This window comes from Clostridia bacterium, assembly GCA_017410375.1.
Lineage (GTDB): Bacteria > Bacillota > Clostridia > RGIG6154 > RGIG6154 > RGIG6154.
Window position 1 is genome coordinate 66,920 of record JAFQQW010000013.1, and the last position, 26,873, is coordinate 93,792.

The window sequence follows — 26,873 nt, forward strand, 5'->3', positions numbered from 1 at the left end:
CGTCCTCTTTTTCAAGTGAACGTGTATATATTAATTCTACCACACACACAAATGAATTGCAACTCCAAAAATAAACACCGCAAAGAATCTTTTGCGGTGTTTGTGTTATTTATTCCAATTTTCGATTGCAGAAAATGCAATGTTTCTGATGCACTGCACCATATTGCCCTCACTGCTCTTTTTCGGGCGGGTGGTGATTCTTTTGTAATAGCTGTCATCCGAAAAAGCGGTTTTAAACGCCTCTTCGATTTTAGAACGCAGATTTTCGTTTGCGTTTCCGATACGTAAAAGTGCCGCAACGGCATTTGTGATAAACTGGAAATACACGCCGTTAAAAGCAGAAATTGCATACCGCGTGGTCAATTTATCGCTGTGGTAAACAGGATTTTTAATTTCGTTTTCATCGCAAATCATCTGAATGAGTGTATCAACAATTTCGGCATCTCCGAGTCTGCCCAGCCAGTAAATCGCCATGTAACCGCGCTGGTTATTGTTCTTCCGGCAATCTTTAAGCATGGTGTCATCACGCATGGATACCATATCTCTTAAAATCGGCAAACAGGAAGCATCTCCAATGCTTGCCAGTGCAAAAGACGCATGTTTTCTTGTGTTCTCATCTTCCGATTCCAGTAATTTTTTCAAAATCGGCACTGCTTTTTCACCCATCTGTTTTGCCGCCCAAATGGCTTCGCCCGGCTTATCGGTTGCAAGTGTTGCCTCTAATTTTTCAGGCTCTGTTACAAATGTAACATCTATTACAGGCAACTTGTCGCCGTTTGCATCTTTCGCACCGTCTACACGAACACCGCGGTTATCCGCATGATTTAAGCATCCGCTCTTTATCAGTCTGTCACGCAGTTCTTCATAAGGAATTTCTTTTAAAGCACAGTTTTCACGAATGGCTAAAAATGCCATGTCCGCCGCCACTTCCGCAAGCTTTTTCATATCGGGAAGCATTCGCACACAGCTTGCAATGTCTCTGTCCACACCCAAGGCACGGCAAGGCACAAGCAAGCCGTTTACGCCTTTCGGAATAATCGTTTTAAAGGAAATGGGCACCGTTACGTTATACGCACCGAGGTTTGCACCCACTGCCCAATCGCAAAGGGCATCTCCGTCAAACGCAATGTCCCAGCCATGCTTATCCAAATCCGCATATGCATAATAAACAGGTGTTTTCGTTTGTTTATCTGAAAACAAATCCACAACCGTTATCTGTTCTTCCGAAAGAATACGTCTGCCCTCACGCACACCGATTAAAGGCATGTGTGCCACAAAACGCATATCCTTTCTTTCTTCCGACATTTCTAAGGCTCTTGAGAAAATATAGGCCTCCGAAAGGGCTTCGTCGTCCCGCTGGTCTACACGACCGAAATCAATGTTTGTAAACCGGTAACGGGTTTCATCATACATCAGAGAAACCATGCTGTAAGGCTGTGCCTGACCGTCCCAGGTTCTGCCGTATTCGCTCTCACAGCCTGCCATATGTGCGGTTACCGCATCCCCTGTGCAGTCCATTAAAACCTTGCATCCGATATTTATAAAGCCATCAGCCGTAAACACCTTAACGCCCACAACTGTGTCCTTCTCTTTATATACACCACAAATGCTTGCTTCGTATAAAATCTCTACACCCTTATCCAAAAGCTCTGCTTCCACAACCAGCTTACGGCTTTCAGTATGTACACATCCGAACTGCTCGTTAAAGTCATTGACTTTTTCGTCAGTATCCATGTGCCGACCGCCGGGATAACCGAAATAATGCCAGGAAATACCACCTATTGTATTGGTTCCGCCAATGCAGTTATAGCTTTCAACGCCCAAAACCGACAAGCCGTTTTCTGCCGCATACAATGCCGCAAGTGACCCCGCAGTTCCCAATCCGCTTACCAGCACATCCACATGTTTTTCAAAGGTGACCTTCTCAACGTCTGTAGCTGTTACTACGCCGTTTTTTATTTCAAAAATTTTCATTTTGCGTCACCTCCGAAAAGCACGCCTGCATCAAAGGCAAGTACGGGATTTTTATACGCCTTAGAGGGTAGATACACTACGCCGTCCTCAGGCACAGAGTAATCTGAATCTATCGCATAATCAAACACATTTGCCACGCAAAGAAGCTTTGCACCGTCCGGCAAATGTTTTACCGCCTCATATACCTTTTTCCGCGCCTCACTATAGCTTGCTTCTTTCTCCATCGGGATACGCAACACCGCATTCCGTTCAAAGCCCCACTTTTCGCAAAGCATACCGGGCATTTTGCAGAATCCGTCTTTCGTATCGACAGAGAAATTGAAGGTTTTTTCAGAATACATAAAAGCATGTACACGGGTATCCACCACACGCTTTGCCTTAAAGGTACGATAGCCTTTAACGCCATGTACAGTGCACAAAAATTCGTTTTCTGCGGCTTTTTCCACCGAAATAATTTCTGTGTTTAACAGCACATTTTTGCCTTCTAACAGCTTGTAAAGCGACGGAGCGCAGTCATATAAGCAAACACGTTGCCCCTCAAATGCCTTCTTTTTTGCAAACACGTCCAAAAGCTTCTTTGCTTCTTCAGTTACGGGCTTTTGCTCGTAATCCTGCCCGAAATGCAATGCACCAAAAAATTCATAGCCTGCCTCGGTACTTCTTTCCACGATCAGACATTTTTTACCGTATTTCTCAGCAATACCTGCCGCCGTAAAGGTTGCACCAAGCACGATAACTTCATACTGCACCAAAAAGTCACTCCGTTTCCGAAAATTTTCTATCTGTTACAAGAATATCATGTTTTTGGGCATAATTCAACGCATTTCTTATCATAAAATTCCGTTTTTTTGCAAAAAGCTTGAATTTTGTATAATTTCATGCTAAGATAAATATGGGTGATAACAATGATTCGAATAAACGAACGGAACTTTTCTATGGTAACCATTCAGAAGAACAGCTCTTCTCCGGCAAACCGAGAAACGTTTTCCTTTACCAATTTCAGAATCTGTCTGGTTCTGCACGGAAGTGCCGTGTGGAATATCAATGACCGCTCCTTTACGGTAGAACAAGGCGATATTATCTTTTTAAACAGCAGTCAGAGGCGACGTTTCATTTCGTTCGGCAAGGACGGCTTTTCCCTTGCTACCTTCTGCTTTGACCGCTCTGCCTTTACCAATCTGCATCATTTTCTGTTTTTGTTAAACTGCGTAAAGGAACACCACGGTGTAATGAAAAACCAACCGCTTGCGCCTTTTTTAAAAGAAATCTACTTAGAGCTTCAGGGCAATCACCCGTTACGCTTCGAAATGGCATCTGCTATGCTCACGGAATTTTTCATTCGCCTGGAACGGCAGACAAGCTTTACGCCCGATACGCAAATTGATATCAACGGCGCTTTGCTTGATATTTTAGACTATATTGACGCCAACATCACCGAAAAATTAAGCCTTACAAGCCTTGCAAAACGAGCAGGTCTTACCGAAAGTTCTTTTTCCCGCTGGTTTGCAAAGGTAAACGGTGTTTCCTTTAAAAAATATGTGATGTCCAGACGTATTTCTCTTGCAATTATTTTGTTACAGACCACAAACTTAAAGACGGTAGACATCGCGCTTGAGTGCGGATTTGACAGCATCAGCGGATTTTACGATGCCTTTAAAAAGGTAACGGGCACAACCCCGAGCCACATTTCAAACATGAATTTAATCTAAATAAAAAAAGACCTCACGAGGTCTTTTTTTTATGCAAATATTTGTGATGATTTACGCTTCAACCTTAACAACTTCCTTACCCTTATAGAAACCGCAAGCAGGGCATACTCTGTGTCCAAGTTTGAATTCACCGCACTGGGGGCATTTAACCATTCCGGGAATGGATAATTTCCAGTTTGCTCTTCTCTTATCACGTCTTGCTTTAGATACCTTTCTCTTTGGAACTGCCATGTTCACACCTCCTTATAGTAAATGACTAAGACTTAAATTAGTCAAATAATCCTCTTAATGCTTCAAATCTCGGATCCCATTCATCGTCTTTGCAGGTACAGCTTTCCATATTTAAGTTTTTACCGCACACTGAACAAAGACCCTTGCAATCTTCTTTACACAAATGCTTTGTGGGAAGTGCGCCGAACGCAAACTCACCAACCGTTTGTGCAAGGTCGATTTCATATCCTTCAAAGCGAACCGCCTCTTCATCTTCAGAAAGCACGGTTGCCGCACGGACATAGTTTTCCGAAACCGAAAACTTTATGGAATGGGTAGTGTCTGCTCCGCATCTGTCGCATACACAGGCATACTCACCTTCAGCCTCAGCCTCCAGCATGATTACACCGCCTGCATGCTTCATTTTGCCAACCACTTTAATGGGCTTTTCAAAACGAACCGATGTGGGTGCAAAGGAAAACGCACTTAAGTCCAGATTTACCGAAAGCTTTTCTTCACTGTTATCGTGCTTTAAAAGTTCCGCCACGGAAATAAGCATAGTTTACCCCCTAAATTCCATACAGTACTATTTATTATACAAAGTTTTTGCGCATTTGTCAAGCATTTTTTTCAAATTTTCAAACTTTTTTACCTGATTCCCTTTCGGCAAAAAAGCGACTTTAAAAAGTCGCTTTTTTGTTTTTATTTAATTAGCCAACCAAAGCTTTGGTTTCCATTGCGATTGCGAGTTCTTCGTTGGTGGGGATAACCAGAACGCGAACGGAAGCACCTTCCGCAGAAATATCAATTTCTTCGCCGCGGATTGCATTCTTTTCGTCGTCAATCTTAACGCCCATGAACGCAAGACCTTTTGCTACGTTTGCACGCATTACCTTGTTGTTTTCGCCAACACCTGCGGTGAAAACAATGGCATCTACACCGCCCATAGCTGCTGCATAAGAGCCGATGTATTTCTTAACCTGATAATCAAACATGTTAAGACCGATTTCAGCAACCTTGTTGCCTTCCTTTGCGGAAGCTTCAACGTCTCTGAAGTCGCTGGAAACGCCGGAAAGACCCAAGATACCGGACTTTTTATTCATGATGGCATCAATTTCGGATGCAGACAAGCCTTCTTTTTCCTGCAAGAAGGTTACAACAGCCGGGTCGATGTCACCGCAACGGGTACCCATAAGCAAGCCTGCAAGAGGTGTAAAGCCCATGGTGGTGTCCATGCTCTTACCGCCATCTACTGCGGTAATGGAAGAACCGTTACCCAAGTGGCAGGTTACAATCTTCAAATCTTTAATGTCTTTGCCGAGCATAGCTGCTGCTCTGCCTGCAACATATTTGTGAGAAGTACCGTGGAAGCCGTATCTTCTGATTTTATACTTTTCATAGTATTCATAAGGAAGTGCATAGAGATAGGATTCAGCAGGCATGGTCTGATGGAATGCAGTATCAAATACAGCTACCTGCGGAACGCCGGGCATTGCTTCTTCACAAGCTGCGATACCGGTGAGGTTTGCAGGGTTATGAAGGGGTGCAAGGTCGATGCATTCTTCCAATGCTGCTTTAACGTCTGCATTGATTACAACAGAGCCACTGAACTTTTCACCGCCGTGTACCACACGGTGACCTACGGCAGAAATTTCGCTCATATCGGAAATCACACCGTGTTCTTTGCTGAGGAGTGCTTCCAAAACTGCAGAAATTGCTTTCGCGTGGTTGGGCATATCAATGTTAAACTGCAATTTTTCACCGTTTACACTGTGGTTCAAAATACCGTCGATACCAATTCTTTCACAAAGACCTTTTGCCATAACTTCGTTACTGTCCATATCAATCAACTGATATTTCAGCGAGGAGCTACCGGCATTGATAACTAAAATTTTCATTTCATTTTCTCCTTTTATTGAATTATTGATTCTGAGCCTGTACACAGGTGATGGCTACAACGCCTACGATATCGTCTGCACTGCAACCTCTCGACAGATCGTTAATGGGCATTGCGATACCCTGAGTTACAGGGCCGTAAGCTTCTGCTTTTGCAAGACGCTGAACCAGTTTGTAACCGCTGTTGCCTGCATCTAAGTCCGGGAATACCAATACGTTCGCCTGACCTGCAACAGAGCTGTTTGGAGCCTTGGACTTACCAATTTCCATATCGATAGCCGCGTCAACCTGCAATTCACCGTCTACCTTCAGTTCAGGATGTGCCTCTTTACAAATTCTTGTTGCTTCCACAACCTTATCTACATCGGCATGCTTTGCACTGCCCATGGTAGAGTGCGAAATCATAGCAACCTTTGCTTCTTTTTCAACCAAAAGCTCAAAGGATTCTGCAGAGCAAGCTGCAATGGCTGCAAGCTTTTCCGGATCGGGGTTCTGCTCTAAACCGCTGTCTGCAAAAATGAAAGTACCCTTTTCGCCGTATTCGCAGTTCGGAACAACCATTACGAAGAATGCGGAAACCAATTTTACACCGGGCTTTGTTTTAATAATCTGCAAGCTCGGACGCAGGGTGTTTGCAGTAGAATGGCACGCACCGGATACAACACCGTCTGCGTCGCCTGCTTTAACCATCAGGCATGCATAATACATGTAATCGCCAAGAGCGGTTTTCTTTGCTTCTTCATAGGTTAACCCCTTTGCTTTTCTGAGTTCCACAAAAAGGTTTAAATATTCCTCGGTTTTCTCGTAGGTGTAGGGGTCAATGATGGTTGCCTTGGAAATGTCAAGACCCTTGCTGTTTGCCTCTACCTCTTCGGGTGTACCGATAATGATAATGTTTGCCAGATCTTCTTTCAAAACGGTTTCTGCCGCTTCAAAAGTTCTTCTGTCCATAGATTCGGGAAGAACGATGGTTTTCTTATCCGCCTTTGCTCTTTCCTTAATTCTGTCCAAAAATGCACTCATTTGTACTTCCTCCTTAAAATTTCACTCTTATCTTTACCATTATAAACCTTTTTTAGAAATTTTTCAATAGCTTTTTTCATTTTTTTGTGTTATAATGAAAAAAAGAGGTGATTTTTTGAAAGTTGCAGGCATTATTGCAGAGTACAATCCCATGCACACGGGACACATATATCAGCTTTCCCAAGCAGATGCGGATGCCAAAGTAATTGTGATGAGCGGAAACTTTGTGCAACGGGGCGAGCCTGCCCTTTACGATAAATGGCAAAGGGCGGAAATTGCCGTTAAAAACGGTGCAGATCTGGTATTAGAGCTTCCCGTGAGCTTTGCGGTTGCTTCTGCCGAGCGGTTCGCTTTCGGAGGCGTGTCAGTCCTTGACAGGCTTGGCATCATTTCCCATCTTGTGTTCGGTGCAGAAAGTCCGCTTTCGGATTTGCAGTCTGCCGCATCAAAGCTTTCGGGCGATGCATTTGAAGCATATATGCAAAAGAATGCAACCGGTGAAAAATCCTATCACGAAATCCGCAACGAACTGGTTGAACCTGATCTACTGAAAGGCTCTAACAACATTTTGGGCATTGAGTATTTAAAGGCGTTACAAAAACTAAACAGTTCTGTTACACCCGAGGTTATTTTGCGGAAAGGTGCAAACTATAACGAGCAAGCACCCAAAGACGGCTTTGCTTCGGCAAGCTATATCCGAAGTGCTTTACTTAAAGGCGCAGACTGCTCCGCCTTTCTCCCCTATGCTTTGCCCCAAACAAAGCTTGTTACTGCAGAGGACATGTTTCCCTATTTAAAATACAAGCTGTTGACCGAAAATATTGCAGACATTGCAGAAATCCGTGAGGGCATAGAAAACCGCATAAAGGAATGCGCATTAACTGCAGATTCTTTTTCGGATTTGCTGAACAAAATCAAAACAAAGCGATACACCCGCACCGCCATTTCCAGAATGCTGACTCTTGCATTTTTAGGCATCGAAAAGAAAAATCTGTCCGAAGCACCGCAGTACACAAGAGTACTTGCAGCAAACAACCTGGGTTGTGAATTACTGGGCACCATGCGAAAAAGCGCAACCATTCCCATTGTCACCAAAGGTGCTGATGCACCCGATTGTGAGGATGCGAAGCTTGATTTTAAAGCCGGAGATTTGTACGCACTGCTTTCGGACGCACCATCGTCAACAGACTACCTGAAACATCCTTATATACAAAAATAAAGTGTGCATCAGCACACTTTGTTTTTTATTTTTTCAATCTCTGTTTTTATGCCGTCGCGGATGGGTACAAAATCCGACGCCTTAAGACCCGTTGCCTTTAAGATTTTGCTGTTATCTATTTTACGGTCAAACAGTCGGTCATACTTTAAAATAAAGGGATCGGATCGTACTTTAGGCTCGTTTTCAATATACTTATCTGTGTCTACCCATTGAAATTTGGCACCGATGAGATCAGTATAAATGTCTGCCACCTCATCCCAGGTCAGGTTTTGTGCACCGGATACGGTGTATGCCTCTCTTAAAGTCTCTTTTTTAAACAAAAGATTGGCAATCAGCTTGCCCGAGTTGCCTGCCCATTCCAGTCCGGCTGTAAGATTCCTTGCTTTTTCAGGAAGCAGAATTGTTTGTCCGTTTTCGGTCATTCTCAAAACATCATGTCCCGAACGACAAACCAAATCCAGCCGATTTTCCGAGAACGAAATGACCGGGCGCACCACCGTCCAGTTATCCGTACCTGATTCTTCCCGCAAAAACCATTCGCATCTTGTCTTGGATGCGGCGTATTTTTCAGTTTCATGAAACAGCTTGTCCTCCAAAACATCCAGAAGCAACGGTGCTTCTTCGGTAATCGGATGCTGTAAATCCGCGTACACACGATAAGAAGATAGAAAAATCAAATGCTCTGTTTTGGCAGATAACAACCGATGCACCGGCTTATAATCCTCCACATCAAGATAATGTATAAAGTTTACAATCCCATCATAATATCTGTCTTTCAGAAAGGCTTTTAGCGTTTCCAAATCTGCATTAACCTTGTGAAAGCAAAGATTTGTGTTGTCAGAAACTTTATCCTCCAGACAGATTACATCCACGAAGCACCCTTTTCGCAAAAGTTCTTGTGCTGTATAAGTGCCAAGCGTTCCGCCACCGCCTATTAACAATACGTTTTTATTTTTCATTTTGCTCCCCCCACAGGTTTTTAAATTTGTTTTATAAAGCTCAAAGGTACACCGGTTCCTGCATACACAGTATAGCATATTGACTTTTTCTTAAAAATATAGTATTCTATAAAAAAGAGGTAGAATTCTATACTAAAACGAGGTTTTTTATGCTGAATAAGATACTTTACTATACAGGTTTTACATTTTTTCGATTTCGTTACAATACATATCATTACACCGATAACCGACAAGGCTCCCCGACTAATTATCTGGCATATCTGATTCAAGGACAGTGCGAAATTATATCCGAAGGCAAAAACTTAAAATTGAAAGCCGGGGACTTGTTTTTTATTCCAAAGGGGTTAAGATATCAATCTGTCTGGAAGGGTGAAAATGGCATCGACTTTCTGTCGTTCGGCTTCTCGGAACTTCATATTAAAGTACCTTTTGACTTTGACTTGCAAATACTCCCCTGCAACGCTGAAATTGTGCAAAAGCTTATGCGCATTCCAACCAACGGCAAAGACATTGACTGCAAAACACTAAGTCTTTTTTATGATGCCATGTCCGACATCTTGCCACACATGCAAAGTGTAACCCCAAAGGATGGCGCACTTGTTGAAAGGATAAAACGATGCATCCGTCAGCATCCGTACGTCTCCATGCAGGAGCTTGCCGTTCTTTGTGCCATCAGTGAGCCGTATTTGTATGCCGTGTTTCGCAAAAATGTCGGCATAACGCCAAACGAATACAAGCAAAAGGTTTTATGCAAAATGGGCATATCTCTTCTCCTGACCACCGACAAAAAGGTGGAAGAAATTGCAGAAATTCTGCATTTCAGTTCCGCTTCCTATTTTAGAAAGATTCTGAAAAAACATACCGGAAGCACCCCAAAACAAATCCGGAAAAAAAGAAAAAGTGCGTAACTATCGTTACGCACTTTTGTTATTTAATTCTAAACCGTAAAGTTTTGGTTGCATCTTTATTTTCACGTTCCGTTATGGTAATCAGCTCTTCTATACGTTCTGCTTCATCCTTATTTACTTCATCTTGCTCAAAGGTTTCACCGCGCTGATGTGCACATAGCACCAGACCGTCATAATCTTTCGGGCATTGTACTACATATTCTTTTTCCAACACACGATTATATCCCGGTACATTCGGATTCCACACAGTAGAAAAACTGTATGAAATTTCTGTTTCTTCACCGTTTATGTCAAGCTTAAAACTGTATGTATTGGCTTCTTTTGTGGTGTTACCTGTTGTATCCTTTGCCGTAAGCCATGTGCCCGTATAATAGTCATACAACGATGATTCACAGCCCCAGCTTAAAAGCTGATTGGTGGTCGGCTTATCTTCAATCGGGAAATAGCAGTATGCAGTAAATGTCACTTCTTTTCTGCCGTCTCCGAGGTCTGTTTCGGTTCCCGACTTCACTTCCCAGTAAGCTGTTTTTCTCTGATAATTCGTTCCGTCTTTGTGCCGATACATAATGCCGTTTTCCAGCTCAAACTGCCCCTTATTCACAAAGGCGTTTGCTTCAAGTCCGTGTTCTTCAAAGAACGGAAGCGGTTCTTTCTGCTGTTTCTCGGTTGAATTTGATGTTTTTTCTCCACAACTTACCAAAAGCAAAGAAACGCACATCAAAACAACAATCCAAATCATTGAACTTTTTCTCATATTATTCCTCCTTAGTATACATATCCCATAATCAACATAACAATCGGAATGGTGATAATAGATAAAAGTGTAGTCGCAGATACGATTTGTGCCGAATATTCCGCATCTAACTTAAACCGTACTGCAAAAAGGGTTGTAACCGCGGCTGTCGGACATGCGGAAGAAATCATAATCGCCTGTGCCACACCGGTATCCAATTTTAAAAGCATACAGATGCCCAAGGACAAAAGCGGATACACAAGCAGTCGTAAAAACGACACAATATACAAGCTTCCGTTTTTGATAATCTCTTTAAATTTAACACCTGCCAGGTACGAGCCTAAAATAATCATGGCAAGAGGTGTGTTAAGGCCTGCCATAAACGCAATGGGTTGCATAACAAGTGACGGCAGTTTAATTTCGGTCATAAACAGTGTGATGCTGACGACCGTTGCAATTACGCCAATATTTAACACCACATTTTTCAAAGACAGACTGCGGATGTCCTCGGTAAATACATACACACCAACCGTCCAGTACAAAAGGGTAAACATGGCAAGATAGGACGAGCCGTAAAACACGCCGTCTGCTCCAAGCACCGCCTGCAAAAGCGGAATTGCCATAAATCCGCAGTTGGAATACACCGCCGCAAACCGATTGATTCTATAGCGGTTTGTGGGTTCTTTTCTGAATATCAATTGCGAAAGCAACGTAGATGCCAGAATGGAAATGACACTAAAAAGCGCCCCCCACAAAAGCCCTGTTGCAAGTGCAGGTGTGTAAACCTTTGCCTGATAGGACTGTATCAGCACACAGGGCGTTACAATGCTTAAAAGAATGTTTGTAAGCTGTGATACCCCGTCTTTATTAATCCATTTTAATTTCATGCAGGCAAAGCCGATGGCAATCAAAATAAAGATTACCGCTACCTGATTGAATACCTTTAATGCTATGTCCATATTATGCTTCCTTTCGTTTACTCAAGATGTAGTTGCCTGTGCTAAAAAATATCTGCCTCAAAACAATAAACATTACCATAACTCCAATTATACTCACTGCCGTTATGGCGGTCAAATGTTATCCAAAAACAACGGGTGCGACTCCCCATTTTTATCGGGAACACGGTTCCCCACCCACGGAATCCGCCATCCGGGTAGTTAAAAACGGCTTTTTTCATCCCGTTTTTGCTGTAAATGCGATATTCCGATGTTGCATTAAAATCGTTGCCGCAAACAAAGAACAGTTCGCCCTTCATTTTCACAAAAGAACCGCCTGTTTCTGCACCGTCATATCCTTTTCCGATATAGATATAACCTTTAAAAGGGTCTTTGGACGCAAAGAAAACATATGTATATTCCTTTGTTTCAAGATCGTTTCTGCATATTGCCATAAGCCATCTGTCATTCTCTTCATCATAGAAAAAATCAGGGTCTTCATCTCTGAAAAAGCCTGCAAAATCGGAAATATCATCCGCATCTGTCGCAGGTTTCATAAATTCAACATCAACGACATTCACACCAAATCTTGGTTCCCCATCAAATTTTCCATACGCTAAGATATGCTTATGCTCAAAGGAGCTCACCCAAACATACCACTGCCTATTTTCGCGATGGTATATCAAAGAAGGTGCGACATAGTTTCGCCATTTACCATCACCGCAATCATAAAACAAAGCGCCTGTCATTTGAAACTCAGCCGTTCCCGGTATCCACGAAAATACGCCTTGAAAAGCGCCTTCCTGCATACGAACAGATGCCGTAAAGTATACCTTTCCTTGCTCAAACACGACTTCTCCGTTTTCATATTTTACAGATCTTATGTCTGCAACAGAAACGCCATTATCCATATAAGAAAGAACGGCAGTTGTCGTAACGCATCCTGACGCACATAATGAAACATAGCCATTTGAAAACAACGCATATTGATTTGAATCTTCAAATTTTTCCGCATAAAATGTGCAAACAAATTCCGGCTTATTATTTTTCTTAAAATAAACATCAAAAGCACCGGGGCGACAGCTTACAACCATGGTGAAATCTGTTTTTACAAAATCAGGAAGCATCGTTTCCTCTGTATAATCGCCACACAAGTACATCAGCTTTCCTTTTTTCACCAAAACATTTGCTTCTGCGTCGGGCAACTGAAAGCAAAAGCCTATTTCTCCATCTGTTATCTTTGCCGAAACTTCATAACTTGCATAAGGGAAAAAGTTACAAAAAATCCGCTTGACCATTCCGTTTGTCACCGTATACAAATTATTTTCAACCAATTCTTTGCAATCTTCGCTTTTTCGAAGTATCGGATACAAATCGCCTCGTGTATTGTTGACAAAATCTTTAAGAAACGTCATCTCACCAAGCATAATCTTTAAATTTTTATACATCGATATGCTAAACTTGCGTTTAAATTCTGTATCAAACAAATTCATATCTTTTTCTCCTTTCTGCTTATTTCCATATTCGTCATATCTATATTGCGACACATAAGGTTTAGATGCAATAAATCAGTGCTGCTATTCTTTTGGCAGCTTCTGCTAACGAATCTAATCTTATCCATTCATTTACAGAATGTATGTTTTCGCCATCAGTCCCCAGATTGTCTACGCATGGAATTCCACACGCGGTTATATAAGCTGCATCAGATCCACTTAAGCATTTCCGTTCTGTTAAAACCGGAAGTCCGTTTTCCTTATAGATTTCATTCATTTTTTCAAGCAATTTAGTATTTTTATCACTCAAGCTCATAGCCGGTCGGTAGCTTATTTCCTTTAGTGTACAAGAGCAGCCTTCTACTGTTGTGTTATTCGCAATTCTTAAAACTTCTTGTTTTGCTTTTTCTAATTCATCTGCAGTTGAAAATCGTATATCAGCATAAAGACAACAACTTTCCGCTACGGTATTTGCGGCAGTTCCGCCTTGAATTATGCCACAATTACAAGTAAGACCGTCAGCATCTTTCATTTTTTCAAGTTCAATAATTTTATATGCCGCTTCTGTTATGGCATTTGACGCTTCAGCACAACGAGCCGAGTGCAATGCCTTTCCATGTATTGTTAAGCAATATCTTAATATTCCTTTGCGTTGTAAAACAGCAGTATTGCCCTTGATTCCCTCTAAGTTTAAAAATGCTATTGAATTTTCAGCTTTTTTGCATATATATTCAATTGTTTTTTTGCCGCTTGTGGCACTTCCGTTTTCTTCATCGGATTGCAGTAACAAATGAATAGGACGCGCGTTGAATCCACACTTTTCAAGTGCATCCATTGCCATCAGCGCCGCAACAATACCGCCTTTACAGTCCATTACTCCCGGTCCGTATATGTTTACTCTATCACGCTTTACTGCAGGAGTCCCAAACGCACCAACCGGATACACTGTGTCCATATGTCCGGAAACGCTTACAGGCTCTCCTTTCGCATCACAATTCAAGGTCAGACAAATTGCATCTCCCGATATTTCTTGCTTACAAACCTCTGTTTTCCAATTATGGCGCTTTGCTATATCGAGAAAGTATGCACCTACATCATCAACACCCTTTTTAAATTCTGTCGGACTTTCAATGTTACAAACATCCTCCAATATATTAAGATACTTTTCTTGCAGTTCTTCTATCGTTTCAAACAATTGCTGACATATCATAAATTAATATCCCCATTCTGTAAAAATTCGACATAATCCTTATTCAGTTCACGTGAAGTGGAAAACAAAAATCAGATTTCGAAGTCGAGGCAAGAGCGACTTGCGGTGAAGGGGCGGACCTTGCCGTCTGCAACTGCAACGTGGTCGGGATGTACTGCGTAGCCCTTCAAGGCTTCCGCACTTTCAAAGGTGGAATCTAACATTAAATCTGCGTTAGAGCTTGCCAAACCCTCGGTGTAAACCTTAATTTCGGTAAGTCCCGGGATTTTACCGAAAAGCCCTTCTAACCCCTCTTTAATTCCCTTTTTGATTTCAGCCTTCTGCTTTTCGTCAAATTCTTCCTTCAATGTCCATAAAATTACATGCTTTACCATTTTTATTCTTCTCCTTTTAAATATTGTCTCACAGTTTGTTCCACTTCTTTAACCTCGCCTAAAAAGGCGACGGCAGGAATACGGAGTGCTCCGCTTCCTAAAATAATCATCTGTTCCATATAGTCAGAGGTCACAACCCGTACTTTATGTTTTTTACCCAAGTCATGACACGCCTTTTCAATATACATATCTGCCGTCTCTGCCGTTTTGGTATACACCACATGGATGCCGTGTCTGTCTTCTATTGACCCAGGATTTTTCTTAACCTTGTAAGCATCAAACACTAAAATCAGTTCAATTTCCCTGACCGCCTGATAGGTACAAAGAATTTCAATCAACCTCTCTCTTGCATGCTCTAAGCTGTTTTCCGCAAGACTTTTCAGCTCATCCCAGGCAAAAATGACATTGTATCCATCCACCAAAAGATATTCCGGACCTTTAGGATTTGGCATTCCCTTAAACACATACGGCTTATCCTTTTTAACCTTTGGCGTCTCAAAAATGTAGTCAGGCTGTACTTCGCGCACTCTGCCGTAGGTGCGTTCAAAAATCTGCTTTAATTCTTTATCCGAGGATATACGGCTGAGTGCCGAATGTACCTTTTGAGCGGTAACCGTTTCAACCTCGGCTTTTGCGCTTTCCAACACGCTATCCAAATGCATATAATCGGGAACTTCATCCCATTTCACCAAAAAGCCTGCACCATGAGAGCAAAAGACCGAATCTGCCGGGTTTTCGGTATCTAACTCCGGATTATAGCCGATTTCGGCAATCACTTCTTCTGCATTTAAGCACGGCTCATAGCCTTTAAGCATCAACGAAAGCCTGCCCCGACCGCGGGTATACGCAGTTACCGTGCTGTGATAATTCCGCATAGCGGAAACAGGCGCCGTACCTTGCAAAACAGACATATCCTCCACCGTTTCGGGTGCAGAAAAGGTACCGTTCATTTGCTGAATATCGGTCATGGCACGTCCGACCGCATCGGTCGGCACTTCTAAAGTAAAGGAGTACCAAGGCTCAAGCAACACATTTTCCGCCTGCATCAGACCTTGCCGTACTGCTCGGTAGGTGGATTGTCTGAAATCCCCACCCTCGGTATGCTTTAAATGCGCCTTGCCTGCCGCAAGGGTGATTTTCACATCCGTTAAGGGTGAGCCGGTCAGCACACCCACATGGGTTTTCTCTGCCAGATGTGTTAAAATCAGCCGTTGCCAGTTTTTATCCAACACATCCTCGCTGACGTCGGTTTCAAGTTGTATACCGCTTCCCAAAGGCAAAGGCTCTAACAAAAGATGCACCTCTGCATAGTGTCGAAGCGGTTCATAATGTCCGACACCCTCTACTTTGTTCTTTATGGTTTCTTTATACGCGATACTGCCTTCGCTGAACTCCGCCTCTAAGCCGTACCGCTCTGCAATCAGGCGTTTTAAAACCTCTAACTGCACTTCGCCCATGAGCTTGACATGAATTTCCTGCAGTCGCTCATTCCAGAGGATACTCAGCTCAGGATTTTCCTGCTCCAACTTTTTAAGCTTGCCCAAAATGGTGTGCATATCACCGCCACCGGGAAAAGAAGCGCAATAAGATAATACCGGCTCTAAAATCAAACCCTTATTATCTTTTTCAATACCAAATCCTTCCCCAGGGAAAGTTTGGGTAAGTCCCGTTACGGCACAAACCGTACCTGCAAAGGCTTCGTCTGTCGTTTTAAACTTGTTGCCCGAATAAATGCGGATTTGGTTGACCTTTTCTGCCCATCCGTTTTTTTCAAGCTGTGTTTTTACTTTTAAACTTCCGCCCGTAACCTTTAAATGCGTCAGACGATTCCCTTGCTCATCTTCCGAAATTTTGAAAACTTTTAAACCGAAATCCTGCTTTTCATTCGGCAAGGTTAAGCTGTCAAGCCCCTCCAAAAAAGCATCTACGCCATCCATTTTAAGGGCTGAACCAAAATAGCAAGGAAACAGGTTACGCTTTTTCACCGCTTTGCGAATCGCATCCTGTGACACCGCTCCGCTATCTAAAAATTCGTTTAATGCCTCCTCATCGGTTTCGGCAATTTTTTCAAAGAAATCCTCTTCTTTTTTGCCAAAATTGATGAAAACTGCGTGTAGTTTTTGCTCCAACGCCTTTAAAAACGCATAGGGCTGGATTTCGGACAAATCCATTTTATTGATAAACAAAAATGTAGGAATGTTATAGTGCTTTAATAGCTTCCAGAGGGTTTCGGTATGGCTCTGTACGCCCTCTGCACCACTGACCACGAGTATAGCATAATCCAGCACGCAAAGGGTGCGCTCAGTTTCGGTGGAAAAATCCACATGCCCCGGGGTATCCAACAGCATAAACTCGGTATTTTCGGTTGAAAACACCGCCTGCTTGGAAAAAATAGTGATGCCCCGGTCCCGTTCTATGCTGTGGGTATCTAAAAAAGTATCTCTGTGGTCTACTCGCCCAAGCTTTCGGATTTCGCCCGTTTTGTAAAGCAAACTTTCTGCTAAAGTGGTTTTGCCCGAGTCAACATGCGCCAAAATACCAACCGTTACTCTTTTCAAGCCGAAGCACCTCCCTTTTAGAATCAAATAAAGAGCCTGCAAAGCAAGCTCTTTTATTATACAAAATTTTTATGCTTTTGTCAACGCATCAGGCAAGAACAATTTTAATCAGATAGGTATCAAACATTTTCACGTTCAGGTGAAGTGTAACTTCATTTGCGGCAAACATTTCTTCACGCACCAATTCTAAATTGTGGTCGGTATCCAAAAGATAGTATTCCACTTTTGCGTTTTCTTCTAAGTTTGTAAGATTGAGCGTTACCCTTTCCGGTTCCGCTTCGTCTACATCCCTGTATCGGGTTAACAGAATCGCACTTTCCTTGCCGTCTGTGGCAGTCAGAGAATAAATATCGTCGTTCAGATAACCTGAAGCTTTCACCTCTGTTCCGAGCTGATAAAGTGTGCTGTAGGCTTTGATGGAGTAATATGCCTTCTGAGGCTGAAGATACTGATCATACAGTCCGCACCAGAGACCGGGGCGCGCATCATAATACATGAGCATGGAAAGACTGCTTGCCTGCCCTGTAATCATACCGCCCGTAACAAACGAAGCACCTTTCAAGCCATTAATCTGCTTCATGGTATAAACGTATTCTTCGCCCAGCCACGCCTTTACATAGTTCCATTCATTCAAAATGGTTTCTGTACCCTCTAAGCCACATATTTTAAGTTCTTCCTCGCCGGCTTGCACATAGTCCATCAAAAACTTAGGTTCTCTTGCATACATATGATAGGAATAAAAGTCCAGCGGTACATTTTTCTCTTTCGCGTTCTGTAAAAACGCACGTCTAAATTTGGTATAATGGGGGCCGCAAAAGGCAGGGCCTCCGATTTTAAGATGAGGAAAACAAGCTTTTAAATGCTTTGCCGCAATGGAATACAATTCAATAAACTGTTCTTCGGTACCCTGCCAGCAAGGGTGAGAGCCGTCAAAATTCTTGCATTCAGGCTCGTTCCATATTTCCCAGTACTCGATATCATAATGAAAGCCGTTTGCCCAGCCTTCGGTATAGTGCCGAATAATATGCTCGCAAATTCTTGCCCATTTGTGGAAATCCTTGGGCACACGGGTGCCGTATTTATATTCATGTTCAATGGAAGCACCCAAACGGTAAAACACCTTTGTGCCTGCCGCAATGGTATTTTCAAGATATTTATCGGTCGGCTCAAAAACATAGGAGGCAGGATCATTTTCGTCCGCATCAAAGTTTTTGAAGATACGGTGCACGTCTACAATATGCTCACCACCGTAGCTTGCATAAAAGGACGCATCATGATTTCTGGCATATGGAATACCGGCTTCTTTATAGGTTTCAAAATTAGACATACCGCGCACATTTGGAAACGCCGGACCGTTGTTTACCGCATGCATCGGTTTTATAACACCACTTGTGTCTTTTAAATCAAACTGAATATTCATAGATTCTCCCCCTTTTTCTTCATTTTAGCATATTTAAGATGCTTGTCAATACCTTTTGCCGTTTTCGAAAATTTTTCGTAAAAAAAAGAGCAGAACTCTGCTCTATTTTTATTTTATTCATTTGAAGCAATGATAACCGAATAGCTTTCTTCATTCCAACCGACATTTAATCCAAGTCCCTCCGCAATTGCTCTTGCAGGAACCAAAGTTCTGCCGTTTAACAAAATGGGAGTTATGTCCAACATATAAGACTGCCCGTTTACATCCATCACACTGCTTCCGATGCTGAGTTTAACCGTTCTGTCCCCACGAACACCCGTTACGGTTTGGGTTGCTTCGTCCCAGGAAACAGTTGCGCCCAAAGCCTCAAAAATCTTACGCATAGGTACCAATGTTCTGTCATTATAAATCACAGGATTCTGGTCAAATTCCACCTTTTCGTCCGCTACATAAACCGACACCGTTTTATCGTCTGCCAAACCGATTTGTATTTCATAGCTTTGAGAGGTGTTTGTTGCCGTGCCCTGTGCGACTGCCGAAAGAACGTGTTTGCCGTTTTGGTATTTCGTTGCGTCAATATACGCGGTAAAGGGAGGTCTGGTCTCGGTTGCCACCCATTCGCCGTCAATATAATAGGTCACGCTCTGTACTTTTTCATTATACAAATGCGCGTATGCAGAAACGGGGAAAACCGCATTTACATAAGTACTGTTTTCAATCGGACGATAGATTGTATCTGCTTCATCCATAAAACTATCCTGTGCAAAAACACCGCCTTTTACATAGTTTAAATAGGTTTGTTTCAGTGCCGGATTACTGGAAAGCCGATAATCGTCTACGTCTCTGTATACCTGGTGGTCAAAATATGCCATCAGCTTAACCTGCGGATACACCATGGGTAAATATCCGAAATACTGTTCTAAGTAATTCACCGCAAAATCTGTTGTATTCTCACCGGTTGCCGAAACATGATGTCCGCAACCGCATTCGGAAATCATAATAGGCTTACGGTTACCATACGCCTCCACAAATTCGCGAAGCGCAAGCACCGGGTCTGAGTTTTTGCCCTTTTTAAAATACACTTCATCCATCTGCGTTGCGTTAATGTTCCCCTGATAATGCGGAGAGGCATACAAAGAAACGCCTACCCAGTCCACATATTGATCTCCCGGATAATAATCGTTGATATTCACATTCCATGCCGGTGCTACGGTCGGCGACCACACCATTGCAACATTTGGATTGCTGTTTCTGAAAATATCCGATACATAGCGATACGCCTGCACAAATTCATAGGGTGTGTTTTTGTTGCCCCAGGCATCAAACTCAGCGGCAAATCTTAAATAAATTACCACATCGCTGTATTCTTTAATTACATCTGAAAGCATATACAAAAAGGATGCGTAATTCGTAATATTTGAAATGTTATAGCCCTCCTGCGGACAGTTTAAAGCAAGCTCCACCGCCAGACCGCTTTCGCGTGCTTCCTTCAGCATCAGCTTATTAAAATCAATTGTGCTATAGTCACCCAGTTCCTGATACACCAAAATCATAGATTCATTGGGTATTTCCGGGCGTACCATTCCGTTTATGCACGCACCGTACAGTACACCACTCTTTTTTTCGCCTCTTGCCCCAAAATGGGTCGCTGTACCCCCGTCTGTATACAGACTGAGGTTTGATGAATACTGCTGAACACGCAAGGTGTTGAGCTTTATCTGTCCGTATGTAACAGACGAATCATTATACTGCAATTGCAGCAATTTCTGAAAATACGGCACAGACTCCCGGTACATACCTAAATTTTCATATGCTACAGCCACCTGCTCATAGCGTGCCCCCAGTGCATCGGTTGTCTGCGTATTCACAGGTTCTTTTTCCAGAAGATTAATGGATTCAATACCATACTGAATGATTCCTGCATTATCCTTGCTGTTGAGTGCTTTGACATATTTGTCGTTAACAGGCCAGAAGGAATTTGGAAACTTGTATGCAGAAACCGTACCAACCATTCCGCACAACAATACAACAACCAAAATTAAACAAATACTTTTTTTCATCATATCACACTTACATCCTTTTATAACAAATTATAAATCACCGGCTGAATTGAACCAGTCTGTTTCTATTTCTGTAGTTTTCTGATTTTCAGTCGCAGGCGTCGTAAACGAAAAAGAATTCCCGTACACAATTCTGGTGAAAAAGTCCATCAGCTCCTGTGCAGAAGGTCTTTTTTCGGGATTTGCATCCAGCATACGCTTTATGCATTCAGCCAGAATGGGCGGCATATCATCCGAATCAGGCATCACAAACCCTTTTTCCAATGCCACTTCGTATAAATAATCATACTTTTCTTTATCGAAATAAGGCAACCTGCCTGTAAAGTATTCATGCATCACCAGACCCAAACTGAAAATATCGCTCTTTTCGTTAATCCGCACTTCTTGTCCCATCATGGCAAGAAAGGTTTCGGGCGCCAGATAAGTTGTATCTCCGCCGATTTCTTCTCCGCATGGAGGCTCGTCCAAAAAGAATCCGCCGTCGAAGTCGATAATTTTAACCGAATAATAGCCGGATTCCGTTTCCTGAATCAGAATGTTATCGGGTTTCACATCAAAATGTGCAATACAAGCCTTGTGCAGACACAAAAAGGCATATGCCACAGAGCGCAGAAGCACAAATTTTGTTAAATTATCCAGTTTTGAAATCCGCTCCACCTCCAACGCAGCAGAAGGAACCTTTTCCATGGTCACATAATAGTGGCTGTCGTAACGAAAAAATTCTTCAATGCGCACCAGATTCCCATGGCTGGCACGGTTGATTGCCCGATAGAATTTGGTGAATTTCTCTTCAAAATCCCAGCACAACCGTTCTTTACGGGTGCGCATCTCCTCCGACATCACCGATGCATCCACCGGATAAATCGGCTCCAGCAACTCTTTTATAAAATATGTTTTTCCGTTTTTGCGTGCAAAAGCCCATTTGGAAAAACCGCTGTTTTTATTATTCAGTTCTGTGAGTAATTCATACCCGTTGATAATCATGCTATTCCCCTTATTGCTTTTTAACGCATTTTTTAAGTTCGGTTGTACCTATAGTAATCTCGTTCGTACTTTTTCCAGTCATTTTCCGTATTCCCGGCATTTTGAACAAAGGTTTTGTACATATACTTCGCCCGTTCGGTGTAGTACTGCTTTACCGCCTCAAAGCTTTCAAAACCAAAGGCTGCCAGACACAGGGTGTGGTCATCGCCTGCAAACTCCAGTATTCTTTCGTTTAAGCTCGTTTTCCACGCCTGAATGCTTTCGGCACAAAGCAATGTCTCCAAAAGCATATATTCAAAATCCATGGGTGTTTTCATGTATGCAAAGCAACCGTCTGTTGCTGTGAATAAAATGCACGGCATTTTCACACTGATGTTTTTTATATTTAGTCGATAGTCATCATTCATGCTGATAACGTTGGTAAGCGCACCATCACCCGAAAGATTGCTGTATGCATCCTTGCAATCCACATCATCAAGACTTAACTGATGCAGACCCGTATCATCTAACATATAGCATCTGGAATCTCCCGCCCAAAAACAGTCGACCTGCAGTTTTTTACCATCGGTTTCCGCTAAAATTCCTGCTGCTGTTGTCGGAAAGCTTAAGCCGAGGCTACCTAATAGTCTGCCTGACTTATCACCAAACGCATCGCACACACTCAGAGCACGCTTTATATATCCAGGCAAACTTTCCGGATTGCCATTCTCTGTCTCGAACCAGCTTTGAACGACGCCTGCCACCGCACGGGATGCCACATACGCGCCGGTAAGCCCGGTATAGTTTTCATATCTGCGCGACCCGCTTCCGCCACATCCGTCAAAAACAGAAACCAGTGTTTTGCCGTTACGGCAACCATAACAATAGCTGTCCTCCCCTTTCATGCTGACCATCTCACCTGCCAGACAGAAGAGGATACTCAAATCTGATTTTATTTCTCTGAATTTTCTCATATCGTATTCGTAATCGTATCTATAATCTGGCTGTATTCCAGTTCACTTAAACCTTCGCCTGCTTTAGACGGAAAATGAAGCACCTTGTCCCAGTTCTTGGAAACCAGATTCCAGTCCGGCTCATCGGGTGCATACAGCAAAAGACGTTTTGCCTGCTGATCGATATAACCTGCATGTTTCTGATCTCCCCACCATTCCGTAAGGTCAGCCATATCCTGCGCCATACCGTTAGGATAGAATTTACTGCTTTTCCCAAAGCCAAGCGGATGTGTTGACGCATCTGTCCAGACAACAATAACCTGTCTTTTCTTCGTCCCTTCTTTTTCCCAGGCTGATTTGATGGCATATGCCAGCGCCTCAAGACCGTCCTCCGGATCATCTCCGCCGCCGTCCGCCTCAAGACTTCTTACACACTTTTCAAAATCCTCAGCCTGTTCGGGCAACTTAAAGAAATTTGTTACAAGCATCGCCTGATCCGCATCCGCAAGATAATCACGAAAGGCAATCACACGCACCCGAAGCTGGGTAATATGCTTGTTTTTTTCTTCCATTGCACCTGTAATATCCTGATAAAAATTCAGTGCATTGTTTTTTACAATATCCAGAATCGGTTCCATACTGCCCGTACAATCAATGCAAAACACCATGTCCACATTGTATGTCATTTTATAATTGCTTGCCATTTACTTTCCTCCGTTCCCGTTCTCAGTTTCCTGCTTCTGCCGTTTGCGCTTCAGGTACAGGTTCACTTACCGTGTCCGGCTGTGCTACAACCGCAGGCACAACCACCTCCTGTGCTTTTTTCCACTTTTCCGCACTTTGTTTTACTTTTTCGGAGGAATTGGAGTAAAAGCTGTTTAAAGCCTCTTCCAGATTCCCTTTCGGCATATCCTGACTTGTCGCATTATTAAGCTGTGTTTCAGAAAGAACCGTCTGCAGCTCTGCAATCTGCTTTTCCATCTGCGCAATTTTTTCCGCATGCGGATTGTATAAAAAGTTCATTGCAACGCCTGCTATGCCGATAACCAGTGCAAGTCCCGCAATCAATGCCGCCGATTTTGCTTTTTTTCTGCTCTTTCTGATTTTTGCCTGCAACTCCTGTTCTGTATTCAAAAGCCTGCGAATCGCTTCATCCGAAAAGCTCCCCCCGTTTTCGTTGTAGGACGCATTCCCTTTTTCTTCCGCAGTCTGCTTTACTTCATAGCTTAATATATCCGAAAAACCGCCGCAACTCGCTTTGGGTGGCAATAACGCACCGCAATGCTTGCAGACCGTAACACTGTCCGAATTGTTTTTTCCGCATGTTTCACACAGCATATTCATCTCTCCTTTTTCACAAACTCGCTATCGCAATAACAATCACAATCACAACCAATAAAAGAGCCCACAGTAAAACAGGCACAAATAAGCTGTCTTCTTTTCCCGAAGCATCCGCTTCCGCCCATTTCTTCACATCTTCTCCGCCGTCTTTAAAACCGTGCTTGGCTCCGGTATTGGAAAAAGATGCGTCCGAATTTTCCGTCTGACTATGGTCATACGAACTGATTGCCGCTTCCTCTGCCCAGGATTTTACCACACGGGCATTTGCACGTTTGGCACGACAAAAATAGCATTCCTGCCCTGTCATATCATTTTCCATTTCACAGTTCCAGCATATCCAGGCAGCTTTTTCCCGTTTATACCGCATTATAATTTTTGTTTCCATTCCGGATAAACTCCTCGATAATGTAATCACATTTATTATAACAATTTATTCCCTGTTTGTCAACTTTTAAAGCAAGTAACCGCGCGGATTCTTTTCAGAGCCTCCACGCGGTTTTTCATTGTATTTCCACTATATATTTTCACACCTTGCGATTTTCTGCCGCTTCACGGATATACTCTTCAAAGGTATCCAAAACCTTACGGAAGCCTACTTTAGGTAATAACCGGATTGCCTCCTCCTTGTCCACCCAGCGATAAGCACGTATTTCATCCCGCTTGATGCGCACAGGTCCTCTCGTTTTTGCCAGGAACAGATGCACATACTTAATACGGTCATTTCGCAAAGTATATGTAACGGTTTTGCAGGGCTGTCGGAACAGCTTTACAGACATGCCCGTCTCTTCCTTCACCTCACGAAGTGCGGTCTGACGACGGCTTTCTCCTGCTTCCATATGCCCTTTCGGAAAGCTCCAGCTTTTTGACCCGCATTGCAAAAGCACCAGGTACTCAATAATCCCTTCGCGCTCTCTGTAAATGGCAGCACCGCAAGACCGCTCTGCCACCGGGTGCAGATAGGTAAAACGGGACACAAGCTGTCCGTCCTCGTTCTCCACCTGCTCATTCCACATCGAGGCAGGACGTACCCAAAGCTCGCCCGTGTCATACATCGCCTTATACAACACCATTTTTTCCAGGGTTTCGGAATGGGTCACAAAATCCACAACCTCATATTTGTTTCCTTTATAGTGCTGATACACACCTTTTCTTATTTCTTCCAACGTCTTACGTTTCCTTTCTTACCTAATGAAAATATTATATAACAAACCCTGCACATCTGTCAACCTTTATGCAGATTTTTCGACACTTTAAACAAAAAAATAAATTTTTTTAAAAAAACACTATACAAATTGTATATTTTATGTTATAATAATTCGTAATATTTTTGATTCTTTGATTCAATGGAAAAGGAGATGTCGTATCATGAAAAAAATCTACGAAGGAAAAACCAAAGACGTATACGCCCTGGACAACGGTAATGTTATGCTTAAATTTAAAGATGACTGCACCGGAAAAGATGGTGTGTTTGATCCCGGTGAAAACGCGGTAGGTCTTACCATCGAAGGTATTGGTAAAGAAAACTTAAAAACTTCTATTCACTATTTCGAGCTTTTGAAAAAAGCAGGCATCAAAACACATTATGTAAGTGCAAACGTTGACGATGCTACCATGGAAGTACTCCCCGGCAAAGTATTTGGTCACGGTTTGGAAGTTATCTGCCGTTTGGTTGCAACCGGTAGCTTCATCCGCAGATACGGCGAATACATTGAAGACGGTACCGTTTTAGAAGGCGGTTATGTGGAATGCACCTTCAAAAACGACGAAAAGGGCGATCCGCTGGTAACCGGCGAGGGTTTAGCTGCTCTTGGTGTAATGAGCCCCGAAATGTTTGAAAGCATGAAGGAACAGACCTTAAAAATCACAAAAATCGTTGCAGATGACTTGAAATCCATCGGTCTTGACTTATGGGATATCAAATTTGAGTTCGGCTACAACAATGACGAAGTCATTCTGATTGACGAAATCGCATCCGGCAACATGCGCGTTTACAAAGACGGCACCATTGTTGATCCCGTTGAACTCACAAAACTTATCTTGAACAGATAATCATCTTAAACAGATAATCATCTTAAAAGCATAAATCCCGAAGCCTTTTGGCTTCGGGATTTTTTACACTTTACAATACAGCTTAGAAGGCGGAACACCATATTCCTTTTTTACGGCACGGCTGAAATATTTTTCATCTGAAAACCCGGACAACTGTGCCGCCTCTTTTACAGAATACTGTCCGCCCGAAAGAAGCTTTTCAGCATAGGACATTCGTTTCAGCAAGATGTATTTCGCAGGTGTTGTGTTGAATTTTTGCAAAAACAGCTTTCTGAAATAGGTGCTGCTCATATGTGCCTTTTTCACCACATCCTGCACCGAGAATTGTGTATCCGTAAATTTTTGCTCCATATATTTTACCGCTTCTTCAAAAGCTTTAACCGTTTCGGTGGAAAGCTTTTGAATCTGCTGACGGGATATGCTTTCCATAATTTCACACATCGTTGCTAAAGCATAGTAATAGTACCCCTCATCCTTTTGCTCCCAAATGGCATAAAGTTTCTGAAACAGCCATAAAACCGAAGGTGCATTCTGCAGTTTAAAATTTTCCATTTCTGCTCGGCTGTCCGATTCAAAATGAATGACCAGTATCTCGTTTTTTTCAGGATAATCTGCTTTATACGCATAGTTTGCAGGCATATAAAACACATCGCCCTGCTCTGTGTTTGCAATCAGATTATCATGATAGAGTGTTGCTTTTCCGCTGCATCTGTACACAAGCGCACAATACGGTCTTGGAGCAACGCTCACAGAAGACTTTTCCCAGGTCATACAATGCACACCCCTGATTTTCAAGCTGATATTTTCATTCAGTACGGACATCTATTCTCTCTCCTTTACCAATAGCATACCATTACACATCCCAAATGTCAAGTTATAAAAAGTC

Annotated in this window: 26 protein-coding genes; 4 read left to right on the forward strand and 22 right to left on the reverse strand. The window is 42.8% G+C overall.

Annotated features, from left to right (window positions below; all coding sequences use genetic code 11):
• Nucleotides 1-105: 105 nt before the first annotated feature.
• Both IJE10_01670 and IJE10_01675 read right to left on the reverse strand, forming a co-directional pair.
• The gene (locus IJE10_01670) at nt 106-1,974 is read right to left on the reverse strand and encodes an FAD-dependent oxidoreductase (GenBank protein MBQ2966814.1); all 1,869 of its coding nucleotides are present in this window, start codon (nt 1,972-1,974) and stop codon (nt 106-108) included.
• Nucleotides 1,971-2,726 carry a hypothetical protein gene (locus IJE10_01675; protein ID MBQ2966815.1) on the reverse strand — a complete coding sequence of 252 codons (756 nt, stop codon included), beginning with the start codon at nt 2,724-2,726 and terminating at the stop codon, nt 1,971-1,973. Before IJE10_01675 ends, IJE10_01670 begins: the two co-directional genes overlap by 4 nt.
• Nucleotides 2,727-2,879: 153 nt before the next feature.
• Here IJE10_01675 and IJE10_01680 point away from each other — a divergent pair, with 153 nt between their 5' ends.
• Nucleotides 2,880-3,683: a helix-turn-helix transcriptional regulator gene (locus IJE10_01680; protein ID MBQ2966816.1), complete on the forward strand. Its 804-nt coding sequence runs from the start codon at nt 2,880-2,882 to the stop codon at nt 3,681-3,683.
• Between the two features lie 51 nt (nt 3,684-3,734).
• Here IJE10_01680 and rpmF read toward each other — a convergent pair whose 3' ends face one another.
• The 4 genes from rpmF to pta form a co-directional block, all read right to left on the reverse strand.
• Nucleotides 3,735-3,914, reverse strand: coding sequence for a 50S ribosomal protein L32 (gene rpmF, locus IJE10_01685; GenBank protein ID MBQ2966817.1), 180 nt, complete (start codon nt 3,912-3,914; stop codon nt 3,735-3,737).
• 37 nt (nt 3,915-3,951) lie between these two features.
• Nucleotides 3,952-4,452 (reverse strand): DUF177 domain-containing protein, encoded by a 501-nt coding sequence (locus IJE10_01690; GenBank protein MBQ2966818.1) that lies wholly within the window; start codon nt 4,450-4,452, stop codon nt 3,952-3,954.
• A gap of 151 nt (nt 4,453-4,603) precedes the next feature.
• Nucleotides 4,604-5,791 carry an acetate kinase gene (locus IJE10_01695; protein ID MBQ2966819.1) on the reverse strand — a complete coding sequence of 396 codons (1,188 nt, stop codon included), beginning with the start codon at nt 5,789-5,791 and terminating at the stop codon, nt 4,604-4,606.
• Nucleotides 5,792-5,813: 22 nt separating this feature from the next.
• The gene (gene pta / locus IJE10_01700) at nt 5,814-6,812 is read right to left on the reverse strand and encodes a phosphate acetyltransferase (GenBank protein ID MBQ2966820.1); all 999 of its coding nucleotides are present in this window, start codon (nt 6,810-6,812) and stop codon (nt 5,814-5,816) included.
• Nucleotides 6,813-6,927: 115 nt separating this feature from the next.
• Here pta and IJE10_01705 point away from each other — a divergent pair, with 115 nt between their 5' ends.
• Entirely contained in the window at nt 6,928-8,031 is a 1,104-nt protein-coding gene (locus IJE10_01705; GenBank protein ID MBQ2966821.1) for a nucleotidyltransferase family protein, read from the forward strand.
• Nucleotides 8,032-8,039: 8 nt separating this feature from the next.
• Here IJE10_01705 and IJE10_01710 read toward each other — a convergent pair whose 3' ends face one another.
• Nucleotides 8,040-8,990 (reverse strand): NAD-dependent epimerase/dehydratase family protein, encoded by a 951-nt coding sequence (locus tag IJE10_01710; protein ID MBQ2966822.1) that lies wholly within the window; start codon nt 8,988-8,990, stop codon nt 8,040-8,042.
• Nucleotides 8,991-9,139: 149 nt separating this feature from the next.
• On the opposite strand from IJE10_01710, the gene IJE10_01715 reads away from it, so the two are divergent.
• Nucleotides 9,140-9,898 (forward strand): AraC family transcriptional regulator, encoded by a 759-nt coding sequence (locus tag IJE10_01715; GenBank protein ID MBQ2966823.1) that lies wholly within the window; start codon nt 9,140-9,142, stop codon nt 9,896-9,898.
• Nucleotides 9,899-9,917: 19 nt separating this feature from the next.
• Here the strand turns inward: IJE10_01715 and IJE10_01720 are convergent, their stop codons facing one another.
• The 14 genes from IJE10_01720 to IJE10_01785 all read right to left on the reverse strand — a co-directional run bounded on the left by IJE10_01720 (nt 9,918) and on the right by IJE10_01785 (nt 25,101).
• Entirely contained in the window at nt 9,918-10,652 is a 735-nt protein-coding gene (locus IJE10_01720) for a hypothetical protein (protein ID MBQ2966824.1), read from the reverse strand.
• An 11-nt stretch (nt 10,653-10,663) separates the two neighbouring features.
• Nucleotides 10,664-11,590 carry an AEC family transporter gene (locus IJE10_01725; protein MBQ2966825.1) on the reverse strand — a complete coding sequence of 309 codons (927 nt, stop codon included), beginning with the start codon at nt 11,588-11,590 and terminating at the stop codon, nt 10,664-10,666.
• A 41-nt stretch (nt 11,591-11,631) separates the two neighbouring features.
• Nucleotides 11,632-13,059, reverse strand: a complete 1,428-nt coding sequence (locus IJE10_01730; protein ID MBQ2966826.1) for a hypothetical protein — start codon at nt 13,057-13,059, stop codon at nt 11,632-11,634.
• Nucleotides 13,060-13,120: 61 nt separating this feature from the next.
• Nucleotides 13,121-14,254, reverse strand: coding sequence for a M20/M25/M40 family metallo-hydrolase (locus tag IJE10_01735; GenBank protein ID MBQ2966827.1), 1,134 nt, complete (start codon nt 14,252-14,254; stop codon nt 13,121-13,123).
• 86 nt (nt 14,255-14,340) lie between these two features.
• Nucleotides 14,341-14,643, reverse strand: coding sequence for a Dabb family protein (locus tag IJE10_01740; GenBank protein ID MBQ2966828.1), 303 nt, complete (start codon nt 14,641-14,643; stop codon nt 14,341-14,343).
• Nucleotides 14,644-14,645: 2 nt separating this feature from the next.
• Nucleotides 14,646-17,201, reverse strand: a complete 2,556-nt coding sequence (locus IJE10_01745) for an NYN domain-containing protein (protein MBQ2966829.1) — start codon at nt 17,199-17,201, stop codon at nt 14,646-14,648.
• An 88-nt stretch (nt 17,202-17,289) separates the two neighbouring features.
• A complete protein-coding gene (locus tag IJE10_01750; GenBank protein MBQ2966830.1) occupies nt 17,290-18,621 on the reverse strand; it encodes a hypothetical protein in 1,332 nt (443 codons plus the stop codon).
• 113 nt (nt 18,622-18,734) lie between these two features.
• Nucleotides 18,735-20,684, reverse strand: a complete 1,950-nt coding sequence (locus IJE10_01755) for a hypothetical protein (protein ID MBQ2966831.1) — start codon at nt 20,682-20,684, stop codon at nt 18,735-18,737.
• A 27-nt stretch (nt 20,685-20,711) separates the two neighbouring features.
• Nucleotides 20,712-21,665 carry a protein kinase gene (locus tag IJE10_01760; GenBank protein MBQ2966832.1) on the reverse strand — a complete coding sequence of 318 codons (954 nt, stop codon included), beginning with the start codon at nt 21,663-21,665 and terminating at the stop codon, nt 20,712-20,714.
• 32 nt (nt 21,666-21,697) lie between these two features.
• The gene (locus tag IJE10_01765) at nt 21,698-22,618 is read right to left on the reverse strand and encodes a hypothetical protein (GenBank protein ID MBQ2966833.1); all 921 of its coding nucleotides are present in this window, start codon (nt 22,616-22,618) and stop codon (nt 21,698-21,700) included.
• Nucleotides 22,615-23,301: a VWA domain-containing protein gene (locus IJE10_01770; GenBank protein ID MBQ2966834.1), complete on the reverse strand. Its 687-nt coding sequence runs from the start codon at nt 23,299-23,301 to the stop codon at nt 22,615-22,617. The genes IJE10_01765 and IJE10_01770 overlap by 4 nt, the downstream gene beginning before the upstream one ends.
• A 22-nt stretch (nt 23,302-23,323) precedes the next feature.
• On the reverse strand, nt 23,324-23,935 hold the full coding sequence (locus tag IJE10_01775; protein ID MBQ2966835.1) for a hypothetical protein: 612 nt from the start codon (nt 23,933-23,935) through the stop codon (nt 23,324-23,326).
• A 16-nt stretch (nt 23,936-23,951) separates the two neighbouring features.
• On the reverse strand, nt 23,952-24,323 hold the full coding sequence (locus IJE10_01780) for a hypothetical protein (protein ID MBQ2966836.1): 372 nt from the start codon (nt 24,321-24,323) through the stop codon (nt 23,952-23,954).
• A gap of 139 nt (nt 24,324-24,462) precedes the next feature.
• Nucleotides 24,463-25,101, reverse strand: a complete 639-nt coding sequence (locus IJE10_01785) for a DUF1653 domain-containing protein (GenBank protein ID MBQ2966837.1) — start codon at nt 25,099-25,101, stop codon at nt 24,463-24,465.
• Between the two features lie 202 nt (nt 25,102-25,303).
• On the opposite strand from IJE10_01785, the gene IJE10_01790 reads away from it, so the two are divergent.
• Nucleotides 25,304-25,987 (forward strand): phosphoribosylaminoimidazolesuccinocarboxamide synthase, encoded by a 684-nt coding sequence (locus tag IJE10_01790; GenBank protein MBQ2966838.1) that lies wholly within the window; start codon nt 25,304-25,306, stop codon nt 25,985-25,987.
• A gap of 63 nt (nt 25,988-26,050) precedes the next feature.
• Here IJE10_01790 and IJE10_01795 read toward each other — a convergent pair whose 3' ends face one another.
• The gene (locus IJE10_01795; protein ID MBQ2966839.1) at nt 26,051-26,809 is read right to left on the reverse strand and encodes a helix-turn-helix transcriptional regulator; all 759 of its coding nucleotides are present in this window, start codon (nt 26,807-26,809) and stop codon (nt 26,051-26,053) included.
• Between the last annotated feature and the right edge of the window lie 64 nt (nt 26,810-26,873).